Raw genomic sequence first — 22,052 nt, 5'->3', positions numbered from 1 at the left:
TGTTAACCTATCTATTTTTACAAACAATAAGTCCTACATCTTATCCCTTTGTTACAATTTTTTGAATAAAATTATAAGCCGTGATAAAAGATATTAGGACTTAGACTCTTTCTTGATTTTAAAATTTAGTTTTCTTAAGCTTGTAGAAATTTCGTTATTAATTGTATCAACTTATGTTATTACAAAACAACCTTACTAAGCGTCACTTTTTTGTTTTCTCTTAAGAGTCGGATCATTTTCACTTCTTTTGTTTCATTCAGTGATCCATAATCTTTATAAAACGTATATTTTATAAATAATGGAATTAAATAATTACTAGCTAGATCCGAATATTCAAGATTAATGAGCCATTCTCCTTTAAAAGCATCATCTAGCACAAACTCTTCAATAGATAAACCTTCTGTAGTGGTATTTTTAAATTTTTGTGACGTTGTTTTATCCCAATTAAAAAATCGTTTATCAGGGCTTACAAATTTTATTTTAAATGCAGCTTTAGGTTCTGACCAATGAAGCACAAGTCTTCCATCCATAGTACCATTAGTAGCACCAAAAGTATTTAATACGTTTTCAGAAAATAGTGCTTCTCCATACAAGCTTACCATTCTATTTAACTCATTTGTAAGAAGTGGTTTCATGATTTTAAAATCAATACCATTGATATCATTTACAAGCATTTTTTTATACAGATCTAATGCTTTATCATAAACTCCATTTACTTCATAAATCATAGCAAGATCACGATGAGATTGCGCCTGTAAAGGTCGTATCCTTACTATTTCTTCATAAATATATGCTGCTTCTTTATACTTTTGAAATTGTTCAAAATAGCCAGCGACAATTCTTAATAGTTTTGGGTTTTTGGGAGCTAATACCAACACATTTGAAATAATATCATACGCAATGTCCTGATCCCATTTGGACATAATTTCTGCCGCTTGTATAAAGTAATTGATATCAGCAATATGTAAACTATTGTCTTTATAATTCTGATATGCGCTTTGAAAATTAGTCTCTTTTACTAACGAGTCTATAAGTAGTGTGTTAGAAAAAGAAGATTCATAAAATGCTAAATTGTCTGTATATTGATTTAGTAGCTTTATCTTATCTTCTTCAAGAACGCCATCAATACCTTGTTGGAATTTTTTAGTTCTAATTACAATTAATCCTCCTGAGGCAATCCTTCCAAATCTATTACTTGCCATACGCGGATTAACAATCGAAATACTAGAAATATCTTGAGGATCAACATAAGGTGCTCTCCCTTGTTGAAAAATAAGCCCATCAATCATAAGTGATGGAAATCCTTTAGGCATCCCGGGAGACCTATACCCTCTAGGAAAAATAAAAAACCCTCGTTCTCTTCTTACAAATGTTTTATCTAATAATACATCCTGCAAACGATTGTAATGGTCATCTATATCTGTACTGGTGATTTCATCTACAGCATATGCTACTCGTTTTCGTTTTGTAGATCTGACAGTCTTCTTTTTGGATTTCACAGTAAGTTCAACTTCACTAAGAAGATCTCCTTCTGGTTCCATCTTTACCAGTAGTTCCGAAGTTGTATCCTCTACGGTGACAACTTTTGTAATCGCTCCAACATAAGAAAACAAAAGTTCATCTCCTTCACTTGCATGAATACTAAAATTTCCATCTGTATCAGTTACTTCTTCTATATAGGTCGCGGCTATTCGTACAGAAACTCCTTGAAGCGGTATACTGTCTAAAGTTACATTTCCTTTTATCCAATAATTTTTATCTTCAAGCTGCTCATAAACCTCAAAGTCTTCTATGTCATAATGTATATATAACAATGCTTTATCTATGGCTGTTTTATTTAAATTAATATAATGCCCTTCTGTATATAAGGATAACGACTGAAGTCTATCTTCATTTACTTGACCAGAAGAATTTACAGTAAATACAGGAGCATCATATCCTGTTGTAAAAGATCCTATATATGACGTCGCATTAGAAAATAAGAAAACGATATCTGGATCAAAATTAGACACATGTGCTATATGATCATAATTTGCCATACCATCATAAAATACACCTTCTAATGTTTCTTTGAAAGAAAGGTTTGAAACGCCCTTTTTAAAATCAAAATACAACACATCTCTTACGCTACTATTAAACACAACCAACTCTATCTTTGAATGGTCTAACGGTTCCAAGTAGGCAGACAGTAATGCGTATTCCTTTTCAAAATCCCTTTTCATCATATCACGAGAAGCATCCCAAAATATTGTAATCCGTTCTGGAGCTTGACGTTCTTTGTCTAGATCAAAAAATTTGCTTTTTAATTGTCCCACTCTTACAGAAAAAGCAATCCCATTTCCTCGATACCTTTTCCAACGATCTTGACTTATAGCCCTTGTAAACGAAATGACTCTTGTATTTGACCCAGCAATTGCAATGGCATGTTGTTCCCCATACACTTTTACAAGTTCCACACTTACTACAACATCATCATCTACAATAATATTATAAGGACTAAGATCTATCGTAATATTCTTTTCCCCTTTATGTACTGTATAATAAATTTGAGAATTTACTAGGTTTTGAGAAGGATATCTCTTTTTGTAATCATATATATTTACCCGAAGTAAAACACTATCTGTTTTATTTTCAATGAGCTTAAAATTAAGATGAAGTAACTTCGTTTTCTGTTTCTTAATCCGAATTCTTGTCGCTATTTCGCCTCCTAAACCTTGTTTGTCCTTCCAATAACCAAAATGCTTATTTGTATAATTTGTGTACCCAATGGTTTTTTCTTCTTCTACTAATTTTTCTACAAAAACCTCTTCTAATCCTATAGGTTCTGAATAGAGTTTAATCCTAGAAAAATCTTTAGATGTATCTCTCAGTTCTTTTACTGTATAGGTTTTAGTTGTATAACCGATGATAGATATTTGTAAAATATCTTGAGGAGATAATCGTTTAGGTAATTTAAATTCAAAAAAGCCATTCTCATCAGTAACAGTCCCTATTCCTCGTTTTAGGACACCTACATTTACATAAGGAATAGGTTTGCCTGTAGTACCATCTATGACTTGCGAACTCAGCATAGACTGAGCCCTTACACTTGTAAAAGCTATAAGAAAGACAGCACATAATAGAAATATCTTTTTCATCATCATAAGTCCGCTTTCGCGAAAGCGTATACAACTATAACATTACCTTTCCAAGGGTTACTTTATCTGATTGTTTAAAGAGTTTTACCACCTTGATTTCCTTGGTCTCCTGTGGTGTCCCATAGTTTCTGTATACCGTGTACTTTAAAAATGGTGGCAATACATAATCTCCCTCATCTCCTAAATACTGGATATTAATCAACCACTCGCCACTTGGTGCATCATCAATGATAAATTCTTCCGTCTGATAGCCCTGTGCCTGTTCCGCCTCTAGACGTTCTCTGTTCTCCTCTAATGCATGGGTCCATTTGAAAAACTTCTTCTCCGGATTTACAAACTGAAACTCAAAGGGTACCGATCGATCTGACCAATCGATCACCATACGAATGTCTATATCAAAATCCGTACGTAACCACTCGTTTGGAAAACGATCATAGTCTACCTGATCTTTATGCAATGCCAATAAATGACTCAACTCATTACGTAGTGTCTTCTCTAAACCCCTAAAGTCAACACCCTTAATTTGCTCTCCTAGCATATTGTAGTATAACTCTAATGCCTCATTATACCTCCCAATCTCTTGGTAGGCTAATGCTAGATCGCGATACGATTGTGCCTCTGATGGGACTATCTTTAAAATACGCTCATAAATCAAGGCCGCTTTTTTATAATCTCCAGCAGCTTCATAGATATAACACAAAGTGCGTAATGCCTTGGTATTGTTTCTTGAGATATATGCTAGATCAGCTCTTACCTGATCGGCCATATTAGAATTGATACCATCAAAATACTGTGCCACATCTACATAAAATTCTAAAGGAGATTCCTGCGTCCTTGAAATACGCTGATACGTCTCAAATTGTTCCTCTATGTTTGGAATTTCGCGTAAGCGTACTATGTATTCTGGTAAAGTAGAAGTATCTAATGTACGAGTAGAGGATTCTGTATATTCATTTCCACTCACCAAAGCAGACTGTGCTGCCTCCTTAGCTTTGTTTTCAAAACTAACTTCCTTGGTCTTGATTAAAAAAGCACCGCCCGCTGCCAAAGTACCATAACGAGACGTAGCAGATACTGATTTTAATACCGTGATACTCTTTATTTGCTGTACATCTAAAAAGTTAGGAGGGTCTTGATAAGGTGTGCCATTCACAATCCATATAGGAGGAATCTCTGTAGAAATAGACTGCGTCCCTCCACGGATCTTATAAACAACTTCACTACCACTGAAATGACCTCCTTCTACAGATACTCCTGATACTTTACCCGTAATAAGTTGTTGAAGTGTCGTAGCTCCTGCTGAAAAATCATTTTCATCAATCTCAGAGGCTGCATAACCTAATTTATCCTTGTTTATACGTCTACCGTCGTTACTCTCTATCGTATTATCTACACGTTTACCTCCAGAAACAACAATTTCATCTAGCTCATCATTTTTAGGTGTTAGTTCAATAATTCCTATATTTTGAGACTCGATTAATACCTCTTTGGTAAACATTCCAACTTTACTAATAACCAATACATCATCTATAGAAGCTTTTATGGTAAAAGTGCCTTTACTATCTGTATAAACTTCATCAAAGCTTCCTTTACGGGTAATCGTCACATCTTCTAAAAAGCCTTTAGGTGATCTCACAACACCACGTACTAATACCTTTGAAGAACTACCCAACAATGGATCTGATAAGGATTGTACTTCCTCCTCATAATCATTACCCTCTACCAATGCGGAAGGGGTTTCTGCTACTGTAGCATTTGCTGAACTAATATTTGTTGTAATTTCTACAACGCCATTTCTTCCAAAAAGACCATATCGATTTGCGCCAGCTAATGATTTTATAATTGAAATACTTTCTACACGATCTGGACTGATAAATGGCCTTTCAACATTAGGCGGATACATAGCACCATCTATTACAATTAACATTCTGCCTTTGTCAGGCTGTGATTCTCCTCTACTATTAAACACGGTCAATGTACTTTCATCATTAGCTCTAATTCCAGCAAATTTTTGATTTAACACTGCTACTAAATCTGGAGCTCCTAGAGAAATATCTTCCTTTTTAATCTCTTTTACATCATACCCTAACTTATCTCTATTTTCTTTACCCCAAGCTGTCTGGACTTCATTTTTCTCCTCTCCTTTACCTTCAAGAACCACTTCATCTAGCACATCGTTTTTAGGCACTAAATCAATGGTGTATGATGATATAGTCTCTACTTCAAATGACTTAGGATACATTCCTAAATAAGAAACAATGAATTGATCTCCATCATTTGCGTAGGCATTGAAACTACCATTCGCTGTAGACGTATATTCTTCAAATGTTCCTATCTTGGTAATAGTAGCCCCTTGAATAGGTTTTCCAAGGCTTGTTACTTTTCCTATAATTTGAGCTTTCCCAGTGATAACACCTCCAGAGATCCCCTGTACTTCTTCCGTATAATTATTTCCATTGACTAAACCAGCATTTGCTCTTTTCTTTTTAGATAAATCTGCTGTTTTTGTTGTAATTATTACTGCAAAACCTTCTATTATGGGTCCATAACGACTTGTCATATTAGGAGTATCTTTTATAATAACAGATTCTATGTCTTTATCCACTATAGCTAAAGCCTCATCTATATTACGAATTAGTCCTCCATTGATATAAAATTTTGGATATTGATTTTTTATAAGTAATCGCACTCCAGCTGGGGTATATACAATACGTACTCTTTTAAAATTATCCCTAAGAACATACTCTAATGTTTTTGCATTGGGTGTAATATCATCTGCTGTTATATAACGGTCAAGAGCTCCTGTTACTCCACCTGGAATATCGGATATTCTTCTTCCTCTAATTTCTTTATCACCAACAATAATTTTTTCAATTTTTTTTGTGATGACTACTTCATCCAGCACATTATTTTCTGGCAATAGTTCAACATTAATAGCCTTTTGATCAGACACTAATACATCTTTTGGGAACATTCCTAAATAACGAAACTGTAATACATCGCCATCACTCGCTGGTATCTCAAAACTTCCGTCGGCTTTTGTAAGATATTCCGTAAAATCTCCTTTCTTAACCACAGAGACTTCTTGTAATGGTTTGCCAAGACTCGTTACTTTTCCTTTTATGGTAGGTCCCGTAACTTTAGGTGTCACAACCTTATTATCTGAAACAGTACTCCCAGATACTTGTAATAAACTATAATCACCTTGTGTATAGGTTGCTAAAGAACGTACATAATCCAACTCAACAGCTACTGATTGACTCGAAATTACATACACAGGAACTTCTTGTGATACCTGAAAAGTTCCATAATTAGGCGTTCCATTAGAACTCAAAATCACAGCATCTGCTCCTGCTATATCTAAAATATCATAATTAGAAGGACCATTGTAGATCAAGGCGTTTACGCTTTCGCGAAAGCGAGAAATGTCCCCATCACGAATAGTCATCAACTCCTCGCTACGAACCTTATAGTCAAATACCACTAATCGCAACTGCAATTCTTTATACGCCGAAACATACTGCTGAACATAAGAAATCTCCGCAGCCACATCTCTACCTTTCATATCTTCTGAAACATCCCAAAAAACAGTGAGATCACTCACTTTAGTTACTCTTTGTTTCTTAGAAGATGGTTCTAATTCTATTTTACTAGATCTATTAAACAGCGTGCGTACTTTTTCTGCATCTAGTTCTAAAGATTCATAACCACTAGCACCAACAACTAATTTGCTGTCTGAGCTTAAAATCTCATGATACTTTCTGTAATTGAAAAACCCTTTAGCATCTGTGATTTCACCGATACCTTGATTATTAATCCCTACTCGAGCTTGAGAAATAGGTTGCTTAGTCTCTGAATCGATTACTGTACCTCGAAATACTGTTTGTGCAATAGTAATAGTACTGCATAGTAAAGTGAGAATTATAAATAGAGAAGTGTAATATACTTTCATAAGTAATAGTTAGTTAGTTATGTACCAAATAAATGTGTACACAAAAGTTAATCACTTACTAAATATAAATTATAAAATACTACTTCTAGTACATACCGATAAATCCTTACTTGCGAAATATAAGGCTATTCACGAATTTTAAAATGTTGAAATAACGTATATTATTACAGTAAGAATTCGTCGAGCTGTGCTTTTCCGATATCAGAGGTAAGCTTTATGACCTTTACATCTTTTCGCTCACGAGAAGTCCCATAATCTCTATAAATAGTGTATTTAAGATAAGGTGGTACTGTTGTGAAAGTCTCTTCTCCTAAATATTCAATATTAACAATCCATAATCCATGAGGTGCATCATCTATAACAAATTCTTCTGTTTGATAACCTAACTTCACCTCAGATTCTAAACGTTCTTTATTGTCAAAGAGAGTGTGATTCCATTTGAAGTATTTTTTGTTCGGATTGACAAACTGAAACTCGAACGGAGCTTCTCTATCTGACCATTCCAAAACCATGCGCAAGTCCAAACTATAACTATCAAGCAACCAGTCTTCTGGAAGTCTTTCTGTATTAATTTTATCCTTATGTAGAGAAACTAAATGTAATAATTCATGCCTCAAAGGTTTGTCCAATCCTGAAAAATCAACTCCTAAGATTTGCTCTCCTAGCATATTAATATATAATTCAAGCGCTTTATCATATGTGCCAGTTTCTTCGTAAGCTTTTGCTAAGTCACGATAAGATTGTGCTTCCTGAGGAACAATACTTACAATACGCTCATATAACTTTAAAGCGTTATCATATTCTCTTGCACTTTCATACAAATAAGCTGCTACACGTAATACTTTAGGGTTTTTTTGAGCAACTTCAACAAGTCTTGATCTAATAGATTTTGCTTTTTCTCTATCTAATGGCTCAAAATACAATGCCATATCTATAAAAAACGCTGCATTTGTTGTATTTGCTTTAGAAAGATTTTGATACATAGCAAATTGGTTGTCAACTCCTTCTATATCTTGTATTTGTTTTACGTAATTAGGCTTTAAAGCTTCTAAATTAAGTTGAGATACTTGCTCTGTATAGTCATTTCCTTTTACTAATGCTGTGTCTACTATTTCTCCATCATCTCCTCTTAAATTAAATGCTTTTGTTTTTACAATAAAAGCCCCTCCAGAAGCAATAGAGCCATAACGGCTAGCAGCTATTATAGATTTTAAAATAGAAATAGACGAAATATTCTGAGGATTTAAAAAATCGGGGGTTTGTTCATATATAGCCCCATCAACAACCCAAATAGCAGGTTTAGAACTATTATCTCCTCTGATAGTAAATGAAGCTTGACTACCAAAACCTGTAATCTTAACGCCAGCAAAACGCCCTCTTATCACATCAGCTATGTATTGTGCATTAGGACTTATTTGATCTTCAGTAATTGTATTTACAGATACCCCTATTTGATCTCTACTTTTTTCTCCAAACCCTGTATCGGAAGTCTCTTTACTCTTTGCTCTTTTCCCAGTAATAACCACCTCTTTAAGTAGCTCATCTATAGGTTTCATCTCAACGATAAGTGTCTCGCCATTTTCTACGAGCATTTCTTTTGGATGCATTCCTAAATATCGTATTTGTAATACATCACCTACCTCAGCAGGAACTGTAAAACTTCCATCAGATTTTGATAAAAATTCTTCTAGATCTCCTTTTATGGTAATACTAGCACCTTGAATCGGACCTATAGATGTTTTAACAACACCATTAAATGTTGATGATATAAGCACCTTCTTATCCTTAAAAGGAACTCCTCTTTTTATTTGATCTATACTCTCTGCAATAGAAGCTTCTGAAAGATTTACATAACTCCCAGATGTAAAACGAGCTAGTGAACGCAAATAGTCATGATTTGCTCTAGAAAGACTACTTATAGCATAAAAAGGAATATCTCTATCACCTAACCATTGACCAAGTACAGCTTCTCCTTCAGAAAATAAAAGTGCTGCATCAGTATTTCCTGTTGTTGTAAGAATATCATATGACGTTGTACCCTGATACACTAGTCCTTCAACTTCTTTTTTAAGGGCAGATATATCTTTATGTATGGTATGCCTTTTTGTAGATAAAACCTCTTCATTAAATACAACAAATGTCACATTTACTTCTCCTAGTTCTTCAAAGTAAGCTTCTATGAACCCCCATTCTTTTCTAAAATCTCTGCGACTTGAAGATAGAGATGCATCCCAAAATATTTTTACATTTTTTTGATCACTGAATATTTTTTTTACCGGAGTATCTCCCGTTTTAGTGAGATAAATTTTACTAGATTTATTAAAAAGGCCACGTATGTTATCACCTCTTAACTCTATAGTTTCGTATCCGGGCGCACTGATTCTAAGTCGAGAAGCATTGCCAATAGTTTGGTGATATCTTCGGTAATTAAAAAGACCATTTGAGCTTGTAACAACGCCTATTCCTTGATCTGTAATTCCAATTTTCACATCTCCAATAGGAGCTTTTGTTTCTTCGTCTAAAATCTTACCTCTAAAGACTGTCTGTGCTGAAAGTGTTTGTAAAAACGCCATAACAATAAGTCCAAAAACTAAGATGTTGTATTTCTTTTTCATCCTTCAAAAGTACATTAACGTTGCAAATATGGCAAAACACATAAAAAAAGCATCTTAAAGATTGTTAAAAAGACCTAATTGCCCCTTGTTTGTTCTTATAAATAGGGTTGTATTTAAGGGAGGGAGTTCTTTCCCTTTAAAATATCGATTTCTTCCTATTTCAAATTGTCTATGAATTTGCGTTGCATAATGCCCTTCTCCTTTCATACGTTTTCCAAAGCGAGAATCATTCAATTGTCCCCCATGGCAATCTGCTATTTGATTCAATACCTTATCTGCCTTATCAGGTAGCACCCTGCGAATCCAATCTTCAAAAATGCTACCAATAGCCCCATTCAATCGTACAATAGTATATCCTACTTTAAGAGCTCCTTTGTTTGAAATCGTTTTTAATAATGGTAAAATCTCATGCGTATTAATACCAGGGATCATAGGTCCAGCCATAACCATCACAGGAATTCCTGCTTTGCTTAATCGCTCTATAGCTTGTAATCTTCTTTTAACAGTTGCTGTACGTGGCTCCATAAGCCTTCTTGTATCTTCAGATAGCGTAGTGACCGAAAAAATAACTCTACACAAATTGTCTTTAGCAAGTTCTTTTAAGATATCTATATCTCGTTCTACTAAAACATTTTTAGTAATAATTCCAACAGGATGTTTATACTTTAAAAACAACGCTAATAATTGTCTAGTGATCTTTAATTTCTTTTCTATAGGCTGATAACAATCTGTATTTCCTGACAATACAATGGTAGACGCTTCCCAAGAAGGGCTTTGTAGTTTTTTTTCTAGTAATGCTGGTGCATTTTTCTTTATTAAAATTTTTTGTTCAAAGTCCAGTCCAGCGCCATAACCCCAATATTCATGACTATTTCGTGCGTAGCAATAAATGCATCCATGCTCACACCCCTGATAAGGATTTAAAGAATATCCCATACCTACATCTGGACTGGTTACTTTGTTTACAATCGTTTTTGGGAACGTATGTATATATTCCGTTTTAGGATTACTTGGAAGTTCGTTTTCGCGAAAGCAAAATTCTAAAAAATCATCACGCATCTCTTCACTATGTTCAAAAAAGCGATTCGATACCTGTATTTGAGCACCACGTCCTTTTATAGATTCTTTCATAATATGCTTTCGCGAAAACAGAAGCCTTCTTTCTAAAATTGGATTTAATACAAAAATATGGAAATATTCCAAACATAAAACAATTTAAAAGAATTAATTAACTTTAAAAAAAATCTCACATCATGAAACGTCGTTCCTTTATTAAAAAATCTGCTGCTGCGAGTGCAGCTTTTTCTATTGTACCTAGTTTTGTCTTAGGCGGAAACCATATCCCACCGAGTGATACACTATATATAGCAGCTGTAGGTGTAGGAGGAAGAGGCGGCGGTGTGGTAAGAGATCTTACCAATCATGGAAAGGTGAAATTTGTTGCGTTATGTGATGTAGATGATACCATGGGAGCTGGCAGTTACGAATTACATCCCAAAGCAAAGCAATATCGAGATTTTAGAAAAATATACGATAATCATCTCAATGATATAGATGCGATTATGGTGGGAACACCAGATCATACACATGCAACCATTGCGCTTCCATTTATGCGTGAAAAAAAGCATGCATATGTAGAAAAACCACTTACTCATAATATTTATGAAGCTCGTCTCATGGCAGAAACTGCTGCCAAGCAAGGTATTGTTACACAAATGGGAAATCAAGGCGCTTCTGGAGATGGCATTCGTATCGCTCAAGAATGGATCAATGCTGGAGTGATTGGAAAAGTACATCGTGTAGACTGTTGGACCAATCGTCCGGTATGGCCACAAGGGTTTAAGCACATTACTGAAGGACAAACCATACCAGATCATTTGGATTGGGATTTATGGTTAGGGCCTGCTGCAACTCGTCCTTACAATGAGAATTACCTTCCTTTTAAATGGAGAGGTTTCTGGGATTTTGGAACCGGGGCTATGGGAGATATGGGATGTCATATTATGGAAACTCCTTTTAAGACATTAGACCTAGGTTTCCCATATGAAGCAGAAGCCAGTTGCACAACCATTTGGTCTGGCGATTTTGTAGAAGCAGATTATGCCGAAGCGTGTCCGCCGAGTTCTATTGTACGTTTAAAGTTTGATTCTCCTACACAAGGAGATGTTTCTTTAAATTGGTATGATGGTGGTATCATGCCCGATCTTCCATCTGAATTAAAAGATGGTGAAAAGCCTGGAGATGGTGGCGGTGGTAGTATCTTTTATGGTACTGATGGGATTATGATTACTGATACGTATTCTCGTAATCCTAGATTACTACCTAGCGAACGTATGAAAGATTTTAAACGTCCCGCAGAAACCATTGCTCGTGTAAAAACATCACATGCAGGGGAGTGGATTGAAGCTTGTTTAAATAATAAACCTACCTCTTCTCCTTTTTCTTATGGAGGACCTCTTACAGAAGCCGTATTGATGGGGAACCTTGCTATTAAAGCATTTCAATACAAAACATTAAAAGATGGGAAAAAAGTGGGTGACTGGGATCCATATGAATATCCTGGACGTCGTACTATAAAATGGGATGGTGCAAATATGCGTGTAACTAACTACGAAGCTGCAAATGCATGGGTGAAACGTGCCTATCGAGAAGGATGGGAACTATAGCTTTTTAATTTCTAAAAAAACGACGATGAAAAACAAGAAAAAAATTTCAGAACTTAGGAATCACAAACTACCTAATGTTAGTCAATTAAAATTAATAGGAGGAAATAATTCAAATATGGGCATAGGAACAGGTGGAATAAACCAAAACCCTGTTTTGGCAGCCCAACAACTAGGAGGTTAAGAAAAACTCTAATAGGTTAATAATTAAGTACGTAATTTGATTTTACTTCTCTTTATGCAGTATAGATTTTTAGAAACAGTAGTATATCTAATCAAGTAAAATTACTCCTTTTTCAAAATCTTAGCCTTATTCTTTAGTCCTGTTACCGTTATAGTAGGCTCTCCATAAAGCTGTAAAACAGCACTGTCTTGTGCATATAAGGTAATGGATTCTTTTACTTGAATATATGCATCTGAATCCTCTGAAAGATTAATTTCTGAGGTTGTTACTACTGCTTCTTTAGCATTCAGTTTTCCATTTCCAGTTACAGTAAAGTTTGTCGCTTCTATGGTTCCGTCTAGTATTAGTTTTGATGTATCACTTACTTGAACTATTAATGTATCAACAAGAGCATACATCTTTAAATCAGCTCTTGCTTCTAGAATTATCTTGCTAGATATAGCTTTTGTTTTAAGTGTACCCTCTGCATCACTAAACATCTCGATATCAACAGCATCTGTGTATGCTACATCAAGATCAAATTTTGAAGATTTCCCAGCTGTAATCACTAAATTTTCTCCTTTTATGAGACCATTTGCTTTTATACGAGCTTCATTATTTAAATGAATCTCTGCAATCGTACTCGCAGTAACGGTGATCTTAAATCTTTTCTTTTTTACAATTCGGTGTGTTGCCGAAATTTTAAGTGTATAATCCTCAACACGAAACTGAATAACATCTATCAGATTATCATCTGTTTCTATAGTGTATGCATTTGTCGTTCCTTGACTTAGCTCTATATCAAAATCTCCATCAATATCAATAGCATTAAATGGTGTTTCTATTTCAACTTCTTTTAAGGTAATGATCCCTGAGCCTTTAATTTTGGGTAATTGTTGTCCAAGCATACAAGTACTCACAAAAAGTAAGCCTATCATCCATAGTTTTTTCATGATATTCTAGTATATAGGTTAGTATTATAAACGGAACCTTATATTACTTTCCAGGAAAACTAGCTTTACGTTTTTCTAAAAAAGCGGTGGTTCCTTCTTTAAAATCTTCTGTACCAAAACATGTACCAAAAGCATCAATTTCTGCTTTAAAGCCATCTACTCCATCTATAAATCCAGCATTAATAGCTTTTATACCTGCAGCAATGGCTACTGATGAATTTCTAGAGATTTTTCCTGCGATTTTCTGAGTGCGTGGCAATAACTCTTCTTGAGTGACTACATGGTTTACAAGACCATAACTTAGTGCTGTATTGGCATCTATCATTCCTGCTGTCATGATCATTTCCATAGCACGTCCTTTCCCTACAAGCTGTGGTAAACGTTGTGTTCCTCCATATCCTGGAATCACCCCTAGAGAAACTTCAGGTAATCCCATACGAGCATTATCACTGGCAATTCTAAAATGAGCTGCCATAGCAAGCTCTAAACCTCCTCCTAAAGCAAATCCATTTACGGCTGCAATGACAGGAGTTGGTAGTTTTTCTACAAAATCAAACAAATCTTCTTGTCCTTTTCTTGCTAGTTCGGCGCCTTCGGCTACAGAAAAATTGGCAAATTCAGAAATATCAGCTCCTGCAACAAAGGCTTTTTCTCCAGTTCCTGTAATGATAATTACTTTTGCGGTGATGTCTTCATTTGCTTTCGCGAAAGCGGTATGCAACTCTCCAATAGTTTCGGTATTTAAGGCGTTTAATTTTGAAGGTCTATTAATTGTTATAGTAGTGATCCCATTGTCATTTTGACTTACGAGAATGTTATTATAATCCATGTGTATGTTATCTAGGTGTGTTGTTTATTCTTTTGGGAAGGTGACTGTAAATACGGTTCCTTTTCCTTCTTGGGATGTAAAATTAATACTTCCGTTATAGGTTTCCATAATATTTTTTACCATGGCAAGACCAAGTCCCATACCGCTGGTCTTAGTCGTGAATTTTGGTTCAAATATTTTAGGTTTATTTTCTTCTGTAATTCCAATTCCATTATCACTTACGGTGATCTGAACATTAGACTCCTTCGTTTGCACGTCTACAAGAATCTTAGGTTCTTCTGTATGCTTAGTTGCTTGGATGGCATTTTTAACCAAGTTGGTTACTACACGTATTAATTGCGTTCTATCAAACTTTGCTCGTATTTCTTGGTCCGCTTTCGCGAAAGCGATATTACGTTCTCTAAAAATATCTAATGCCAGTTTTACTACATTAGAAACATCTAAGGTTTCACTTTGCTGCGCAGGCATATCTGCAAAATTTGAAAATGCAGAAGCAATACTACTCATGGTATCTATTTGTTGAATAAGCGTATTACTATATTCTTTGATTTTTGTGTTAATTTCTGGGTCTTCAGGGTCAAAACGGCGTTCAAAACTCTGCACCGTTAATCGCATAGGGGTTAATGGATTTTTAATCTCATGGGCTACCTGTTTTGCCATTTCACGCCATGCGGCTTCACGTTCATTTTGTGCTAATTGCGCAGCACTTTCTTCCAATTCATCAATCATTCCATTATAAGCAGAAACGAGCGTTAATAATTCTGTAGGAAGGTTTTTTGTATCTACTTTTTTGTTTCTTTTATCAAGCTGTGTTTCTTTTATTTTTTCTTCTATATCTTTAAGACGTAGTGTAATATATCTCGCTAAGATAAAAGCCAGAAATATAGCTGTAATAAAAACGATGAGTGCAACAACTCCAATACGTATAAGGAGTTCTCGCATTTCTTTATTAATAAAAGATTCACTGTCTTCGTATTGAATCTGAAGAATAGCCAATTCTTTAAATTTAGGATCATTTATATACGAATACGATATTTGTTGTGGTATTTCTGTTTCTATACGTTCTACATATCTTTTTTCTGAAGTTGCAGTTAACGTATCTAAAATACGCTTAGGAATATCTTTTGTTACTGAGTTTTCAAAAATATTTTCTGTAGAAGAAATTAAAGGATGTCCCTCTAAATCATAGAGGGTTATATTTTCTCCATGAATACGAGCAATCTCATAAATTTCATCTTTAAAAATTAAATGAATTTTATCAGTTTGAAGCAGAAATGTGGTTTCCTTAAGGGTTCTATCTATATCTTTTTTTATGGCTGCTTCTTTTCGCTCTAATCGATCTTTATTATAATCCTTTATTTGCTCTCTATACTGGAAATAGGTAATACCTGAAATTAAAGCAAAGGCAATTAATACCAGTATTAACATAGAGGTAAAAATGCGAAAGCTTAATGATTTACTATTTAAATTGAGCACACTATTATTTGTTGAATGACTAAGGTACTAAGAATACTATTGTATTAGGCTTTTATACTCCTTATAACTTTGTTAAGCCTCTGGGTTTTTTTCTTGAATCTTACGATATAGTCGTATTCCAAGCATTAACAATACACCTAAACCTATAATTCCAAATACACCATATATCCAGTTGGTAGCGCTTTTTGTAACTGCCAGAAAAACAACTGCAAATAAAATAATAGTAGCTCCTTCATTCCACATACGCATAAACTTAGAGGAGTATTTGAATTTTCCATTTTGCATCTGCTTGTATATGCTCCATGTTTTAGCATGATAGATATATAGCAATATGACAAATCCTAACTTTATTTGCATCCATGGGCTTTCTAATAATGTAGGTGCAATGTGCAACATCAAGAAGGCAAATAGAGAGCAAAGCACTAATGAAGGTCCCGTTATAATTTTCCAAAGGCGTTTTGCCATGAGCCCTAATTGCTTTCCTAAAATCTCACGATCTGGAGATGGTTTTTCATTAGCTTCTACTTGATACACAAAAAGCCGGGGCATATAAAAAAGTCCAGCAAACCAAGTAACCATAAAGATGATATGAAGCGCCTTTATATAAAAGTAATAATCTTCCATAAAACAAAGATACAAAGGAGACTCTATAAAATACCTTTATAAAAATTAGAACTAAAAATAAATACTAAAACCTATTGCACTAACTATTCCGGAAGTTTCTACTTCAAAATCACTATCCTCTGGATTTGATTTTAAGTAATTATATTCAACAGAAAAATCTACAGAAAAAATTTTGCTAAAAAGAAAAGCAACGCCAGTTCCAGCCTCATACCCAAAAAGGCTTTCTTTATCTTCATCAAAATCAACCTCATTTGAATCTCTATCAAATGAGCTACTACCTATTCCAATAGCAGCACATACAATAGGTCTAACAGTACCTTCTAAAAAGTAATACCTTACAAAAGATTGCGCAAGAATTGAGGAGCTCTTTACTTCATTGTTCTCACCTTCAAAATCTAATTTTCTACTATGATATCTCACTTCTAGCCCTGTAACAAGATTATCAATAATAAAGTAATCAGCTCTTGGGCTTATAGAAAATGAAGTTTCTTTTTGTACTCCTCTTTCTCCAAAAACAGGGTCGTTAATTGAAACATTTTGACTGAGAAAACCAAAATTAGATTCTGCTCCAATTAAAAATGTCCTTTGACTAGTATTTGAATATTGATCGTCATTAGATTGGGCTATAGAATAGGTTGAAAAAAAATAACTAATACTATTGCAAAAACTTTATATTTCATTTCGGTTTGTGATTTTAAAATCACCGTAAAATTATGGTTTTCAAATATCACTAAACTAAATATTTATTAAAACCTGTTGTGCATTTTGACAAAATAACGAGTGTATTATCCTATCATTCTTCATTATGTACCTCAAATCCTAAAGGAAGTAATGAAAATTTCTTCGATTCACCCTTCAGGGAGGTAAAAATCAAGAAATCTATTCAAAATACACAACGGGTTTTATTAAACTTACAGTACCTCAAAAGAAAACATTAATGCCCGTAGTAAAGAAAAAACTACTATTGACAAATTTTCTATCATTTTCACTATTTCTAGGTTTATTCGAATTATATGAATACCCTACTCCTACATCTAAAGAAATACTTTTCTTAAAAAAGAAAGCAATTCCTCCATCAAGACCATAATTAAACAATGAGTTTTTTGACTCCGAATCTTCAAAATCATTTTCTGTATTCGAATTTGAAAAACCTACTCCTATAGTTCCTTCTACAAAAGGCTTTATAGTTCCTTCTGTAAAATAATAACGAACAAAAGGAGAAAATGAAAATGATGTTCCCATTGTTTCAGAATTAGTCACATCTATTTCTGTTTTACTTGTAGAGAATCCAACTCTTCCTCCAATGGCCAAATTATCAATCACAAAGTATCCCACTCTTGGTCCTAAGCCTAGAGAAATACTTTTAATTTCACTATTTTGAACACCTTCGGAATCACTTTTAAATTCTGATGTTGACGTCGCAAAACCGAAACTTGAACTACCTCCCAGAATAAACATTCCCTTGTCTGTGGGTGAAGATAAACTCTCTTCGTTAGTTTGAGAAAAACTGGTGAAAAAGCAAAAGAAAATACTTAAAATTATAAATGTTTTGAATGTTTTCATAAATTAAAATAGTTGTTAGATAATAAATAATAGAAAACCAATATACTTTACTGATTGTCTGCGCATAACTAGTAAAATGCTTCTGCAATCTAGAATACAATCTTGTGAAGAAAAAACTACATATCCGTAGATTAAACAATATACGGAAGTAAAATAGGTGTCATAATTTCATAACAACTCATTGATTACATACAAAACAACCTCTATATATTTATAGCAACTTATTAGCTATACTTAAGATGTAGAAAAATAAGGTATGTAAAAAAAAGTCTATCAGAATGCACATCAAAATCAATAAAGTGTATAAACTCTTCTAAGTACTTCTTATCTGGAACACCTCCTTTTGCTGTAAGTTTTTCGAGTTGCAACTTATAGGCTATTACTTTCTTATCAAGAATCTCTTCTGTAAGTACAGAAGCAGGACACGTATCTGTATACTCTGCATTAAAAAGTCCATCATTTTCAGAAATAGCGTTTAGTTTTTGTCTTTGTAATATGCTATCAAACGCTACTAAAGGAAGGTTATTAATTAATTTCCTATATCCTTTCTCACTTCCTTCTTCGAGTTTTCCTTGTTTTAAAAGAGCTTCTTCAAATTCTTGCAAAACACGTATTAAACCTCCCTGTTCTTTAGAATAATATACATAGCCAAATTGATCACCTCTAGATATCACTTTTTCCTCAATACATTCCTGTATTTGGATTTTATATGTTTTTAGACTCTTAGAGCTAGAACAGCTAACGACAATCACCAAAAAACTACTAATCAAAACTTTACAAATTGTTTTTATAAACATCTCATTATTTATATAGATTAAACTATAGGTATTCAATATTAAACAAATGTTACCAGCAACATAAAAAAACCCAGCACATTGGCTGGGTTAAATATTCTTTATTTCATTTATTTTGTATTAATCCTCAACAAACAAATAATTCAACTTTAAATTATTAAAATCTGAATTGAATTTTGCTACCTCAGCATCTAGCATCTTATCAAAAGCTGTGAGCTGTGTTGTTATTTGTGCTGAAAGTTCATTTTTAACAGCAATATCTTGGTCGGTAGGTCCAAAATCACCCATGCCTACAAGGCTATTTAAATGCCCTAACTTATTGGTTAATTTAATTGGGAAGTTTAATGGATCTTGACCTGAACGGTTTTTGGTTTGATATAATTCCTTTTCTATATTACTGAATTCTTCTTGCATTATTTTTGCCTTTTCGCGCAGATCTGCTGTACGTGCATCGTCTTTATACTGTGCTTCAAAAGATTTCAATTGTGCATTTATTTTTCTGATTTTCTTAATGCTCTGATGTGCGCGATCTACTGTTGTATTGACATCACTTATAAAATCATATTGTCGTTGCATATCAGCAACTGTAGCTTCTGCATTTGGGTTGGGTTTGATCACAAACGACTGCGTTTGCTCCTCTCCATTTACATTCATGACTACTTTATAATCACCAGGAACTGCTTTAGGACCATCAAGACTTGCCCACCAAAGAATCATTCCTTTCAATCTTTCTGCACCGTCTGTACGGGTATTCCAAGAAAATAAGTTTCCTCCTTTTTTTGCTTTAAGCTGATCTTTTTTCTCTTTGGCTCCTGTGCTAAATGACTGTATCGTATCACCTGCTACTGTCATATACGTAAGTGACACGGTATCTTTTTTGGTATCAAAATCTTTCAAATTAAAATACGTCATCACACCACTAGGATGATTTGTTCCCGTAGTTAGACTACCCGGACGACCACCTCCGCCCATACGGTAAGTATCCTTTGGCTTGAATAAGTAGTTTTTTCCCGCTTTCGCGAAAGCGGACTGATGTAACATCCCTAAGTCATCTATAATCCATAAACTACGTCCCTGTGTAGCCACAATAAGGTTATTATCTTTAATGGTAAGATCTGTAATTGGAACAATAGGAAGGTTTAATTGGAAAGACTTCCAATTTTTTCCATCATCAAAACTGATATACATTCCTGTTTCCGTTCCTGCATATAATAGTCCTTTTTGTTTTGGATCTTCTCGTAATACACGTGTAAAATGCTCTGCTGGGATACCATTAGTTATTTTTTTCCAAGTCTTCCCATAATCAGATGTTTTGTATAAGTAAGGTGCAAAATCGCCCGACTTATAGCGAGTTCCAGCAATGTAAGCAGTACCTTCATCAAAAGCACTAGGTTCTACACTATTAATCATCATCCACTCTGGCATTCCTTTAGGCGTTACATTATCCCACGTTTGTCCTCCATTACGACTTACATGTACCAAACCATCATCACTTCCTACCCAAAGTAATCCTTCTTTTAGAGGAGATTCTGCAGCGGCAAAAATGGTACAATAATACTCTACTGAAGTGTTGTCTTGCGTAATCGGCCCTCCAGAAGATTTCATTTTTTCTGGATCATTACGTGTTAAATCTGGGCTAATCACTTTCCAACTCTGCCCTTCATTTTCTGTTACATGTACATTCTGAGAGAAAGTGTACATACGATTTGGATTGTGCTTACTAAAGATAATAGGAAAGTTCCATTGGAAACGGTATTTCATATCTTCTACGCCATGTCCCATGGGATTATCTGGCCATACAGAAATAGAACGTACTGTATTTTTCTCATGATTTACTCTGGTTAAGAAACCATCATAACTACCACCATATACAATCTCATTATTTTCTGGATCTACCGCAATATGAGCACTCTCTCCTCCAGCTGTACTTTCCCAATCATCTTCAGAGATACTAAATCCTTCTGTACGATGCGGAATACGGATGGTGCTATTATCTTGTTGGGCTACATAAATACGGTATGGAAATGCATTATCTGTTGTAACACGATAAAATTGTGATGTCGGTTGATTTAAATAGGTACTCCAACTACGCCCTCCGTCATAGGTCACTTGTGCACCACCATCATCGCCAATAATCATACGATTAGGGTCTTCTGGAGCAATCCATAAATCATGATGATCACCATGAGGTGCATTATACGTACTAAATGATTTCCCTCCATCGGTAGATTTATGGTAACGTACATTTAATACATATACCGTATTTTCATCTTTAGTATCTGCATATAAGCGTGTATAATACCATGCTCGCTGACGTAATTTACGTTCTGAATTTACCTTAGACCAGTTCATACCACCATCTTTAGAGGTATATAATCCTCCTTCTTTTTCGTTTTCTACCATGGCATAGAGACGGTTACTATTTACAGGAGATACAGTAATACCCATAATTCCTAAAATACCTTTGGCAAAACCTTCATTGGTAGAGAGCTCTGTCCATGTTTCTCCTTCATCGGTACTTTTCCAAAGTGCTGATCCGTCTCCACCAGAACTCAAACTATACGGTGTACGTCTGGCATTCCAAGTAGTAGCATACAATACTCTATAATTATTAGGATCTATGATTAAATCTACAACTCCTGCATTGGAATTACTAAACAACGTTTGTCTCCATGTTTTTCCTCCATCTGTACTTTTATATACACCGCGTTCTTGTGTAGGTTTATAAATATTTCCTAACACCCCTGCATATACAATATTAGGGTTGGTAGGGTGTACACGGATACGAGGTACATGACGGCTATTTTTAAGTCCCATCTGACTCCACGTTTGTCCGGCATCTACGGTTTTCCAGATACCATATCCAGAAGACACATTACCACGAAGGGTTTTTTCTCCTCCTCCTACATAAATCACATTGGGATCGCTTTTTGAAACCTCAACAGCTCCAATACTACCCCCAAAGAAACCATCAGAGATATTTGCCCATTCCTTTCCTCCATTGGTGGTACGCCACACACCACCACCAGTACTACCCATATAAAATAAATCAGGTTGTCCTGGTACTCCAGTTACGGCAGCACTTCGTCCTCCTCTAAAAGGACCTATTAATCGATATTCTAGGGCTTCGTATGAAGATTCGTCTGGTGTTTGTGCACTCGTTTGTAATGCCATTCCTGAGAAAATACTCAGAAAAAGGAAGAGAATGTTGGTTTTCATGCGTTTGTTTTTTTTGTTTTTGATGGTCACCTGTAACCTTTGATGTTATAAATAATTATAGCTT

Annotated in this window: 14 protein-coding genes; 2 read left to right on the top strand and 12 right to left on the bottom strand. The window is 34.7% G+C overall.

The annotated features are described in order from the left end of the window. Window positions 1-179 precede the first annotated feature (179 nt). The 4 genes from Q1A01_RS10845 to Q1A01_RS10830 all read right to left on the bottom strand — a co-directional run bounded on the left by Q1A01_RS10845 (window position 180) and on the right by Q1A01_RS10830 (window position 10,835). The gene (locus Q1A01_RS10845; protein ID WP_299680228.1) at window positions 180-3,071 is read right to left on the bottom strand and encodes a carboxypeptidase-like regulatory domain-containing protein; all 2,892 of its coding nucleotides are present in this window, start codon (window positions 3,069-3,071) and stop codon (window positions 180-182) included. A gap of 100 nt (window positions 3,072-3,171) precedes the next feature. Then, entirely contained in the window at window positions 3,172-7,089 is a 3,918-nt protein-coding gene (locus tag Q1A01_RS10840) for a carboxypeptidase-like regulatory domain-containing protein (RefSeq protein WP_299680225.1), read from the bottom strand. Window positions 7,090-7,253: 164 nt separating this feature from the next. Continuing rightward, entirely contained in the window at window positions 7,254-9,704 is a 2,451-nt protein-coding gene (locus Q1A01_RS10835; protein ID WP_299680223.1) for a TonB-dependent receptor plug domain-containing protein, read from the bottom strand. A gap of 54 nt (window positions 9,705-9,758) precedes the next feature. Next, complete coding sequence (locus tag Q1A01_RS10830; RefSeq protein ID WP_299680342.1) at window positions 9,759-10,835, bottom strand: PA0069 family radical SAM protein; 1,077 nt, start codon at window positions 10,833-10,835, stop codon at window positions 9,759-9,761. Between the two features lie 122 nt (window positions 10,836-10,957). On the opposite strand from Q1A01_RS10830, the gene Q1A01_RS10825 reads away from it, so the two are divergent. Both Q1A01_RS10825 and Q1A01_RS10820 read left to right on the top strand, forming a co-directional pair. Further along, window positions 10,958-12,370, top strand: a complete 1,413-nt coding sequence (locus Q1A01_RS10825; RefSeq protein WP_299680220.1) for a Gfo/Idh/MocA family oxidoreductase — start codon at window positions 10,958-10,960, stop codon at window positions 12,368-12,370. A 25-nt stretch (window positions 12,371-12,395) separates the two neighbouring features. Next, window positions 12,396-12,551, top strand: coding sequence for a hypothetical protein (locus tag Q1A01_RS10820; protein ID WP_299680218.1), 156 nt, complete (start codon window positions 12,396-12,398; stop codon window positions 12,549-12,551). A gap of 101 nt (window positions 12,552-12,652) precedes the next feature. On the opposite strand, the gene Q1A01_RS10815 is transcribed toward Q1A01_RS10820, so the two are convergent. The 8 genes from Q1A01_RS10815 to Q1A01_RS10780 all read right to left on the bottom strand — a co-directional run bounded on the left by Q1A01_RS10815 (window position 12,653) and on the right by Q1A01_RS10780 (window position 21,943). After that, window positions 12,653-13,483, bottom strand: a complete 831-nt coding sequence (locus Q1A01_RS10815; RefSeq protein ID WP_299680215.1) for a DUF2807 domain-containing protein — start codon at window positions 13,481-13,483, stop codon at window positions 12,653-12,655. 43 nt (window positions 13,484-13,526) lie between these two features. After that, window positions 13,527-14,312, bottom strand: a complete 786-nt coding sequence (locus tag Q1A01_RS10810) for an enoyl-CoA hydratase-related protein (protein WP_299680213.1) — start codon at window positions 14,310-14,312, stop codon at window positions 13,527-13,529. Window positions 14,313-14,336: 24 nt separating this feature from the next. Beyond that, entirely contained in the window at window positions 14,337-15,740 is a 1,404-nt protein-coding gene (locus tag Q1A01_RS10805) for a HAMP domain-containing sensor histidine kinase (protein ID WP_299680210.1), read from the bottom strand. Window positions 15,741-15,860: 120 nt separating this feature from the next. After that, window positions 15,861-16,412, bottom strand: coding sequence for a CopD family protein (locus Q1A01_RS10800; protein WP_299680208.1), 552 nt, complete (start codon window positions 16,410-16,412; stop codon window positions 15,861-15,863). 51 nt (window positions 16,413-16,463) lie between these two features. Continuing rightward, window positions 16,464-16,940, bottom strand: a complete 477-nt coding sequence (locus Q1A01_RS10795) for an outer membrane beta-barrel protein (RefSeq protein ID WP_299680340.1) — start codon at window positions 16,938-16,940, stop codon at window positions 16,464-16,466. A gap of 393 nt (window positions 16,941-17,333) precedes the next feature. Further along, window positions 17,334-17,975 carry an acyloxyacyl hydrolase gene (locus Q1A01_RS10790; protein ID WP_299680205.1) on the bottom strand — a complete coding sequence of 214 codons (642 nt, stop codon included), beginning with the start codon at window positions 17,973-17,975 and terminating at the stop codon, window positions 17,334-17,336. A gap of 224 nt (window positions 17,976-18,199) precedes the next feature. Beyond that, entirely contained in the window at window positions 18,200-18,745 is a 546-nt protein-coding gene (locus Q1A01_RS10785; protein ID WP_299680202.1) for a hypothetical protein, read from the bottom strand. Between the two features lie 144 nt (window positions 18,746-18,889). Next, window positions 18,890-21,943 (bottom strand): glycosyl hydrolase, encoded by a 3,054-nt coding sequence (locus Q1A01_RS10780; protein ID WP_299680338.1) that lies wholly within the window; start codon window positions 21,941-21,943, stop codon window positions 18,890-18,892. Between the last annotated feature and the right edge of the window lie 109 nt (window positions 21,944-22,052).

The sequence above is a fragment of the uncultured Dokdonia sp. genome (assembly GCF_947492815.1).
Classification (GTDB): Bacteria; Bacteroidota; Bacteroidia; order Flavobacteriales; family Flavobacteriaceae; genus Dokdonia.
The sequence above is the reverse complement of the archived record's forward strand: the minus strand, read 5'-3'. Positions and strand labels throughout refer to the sequence as shown.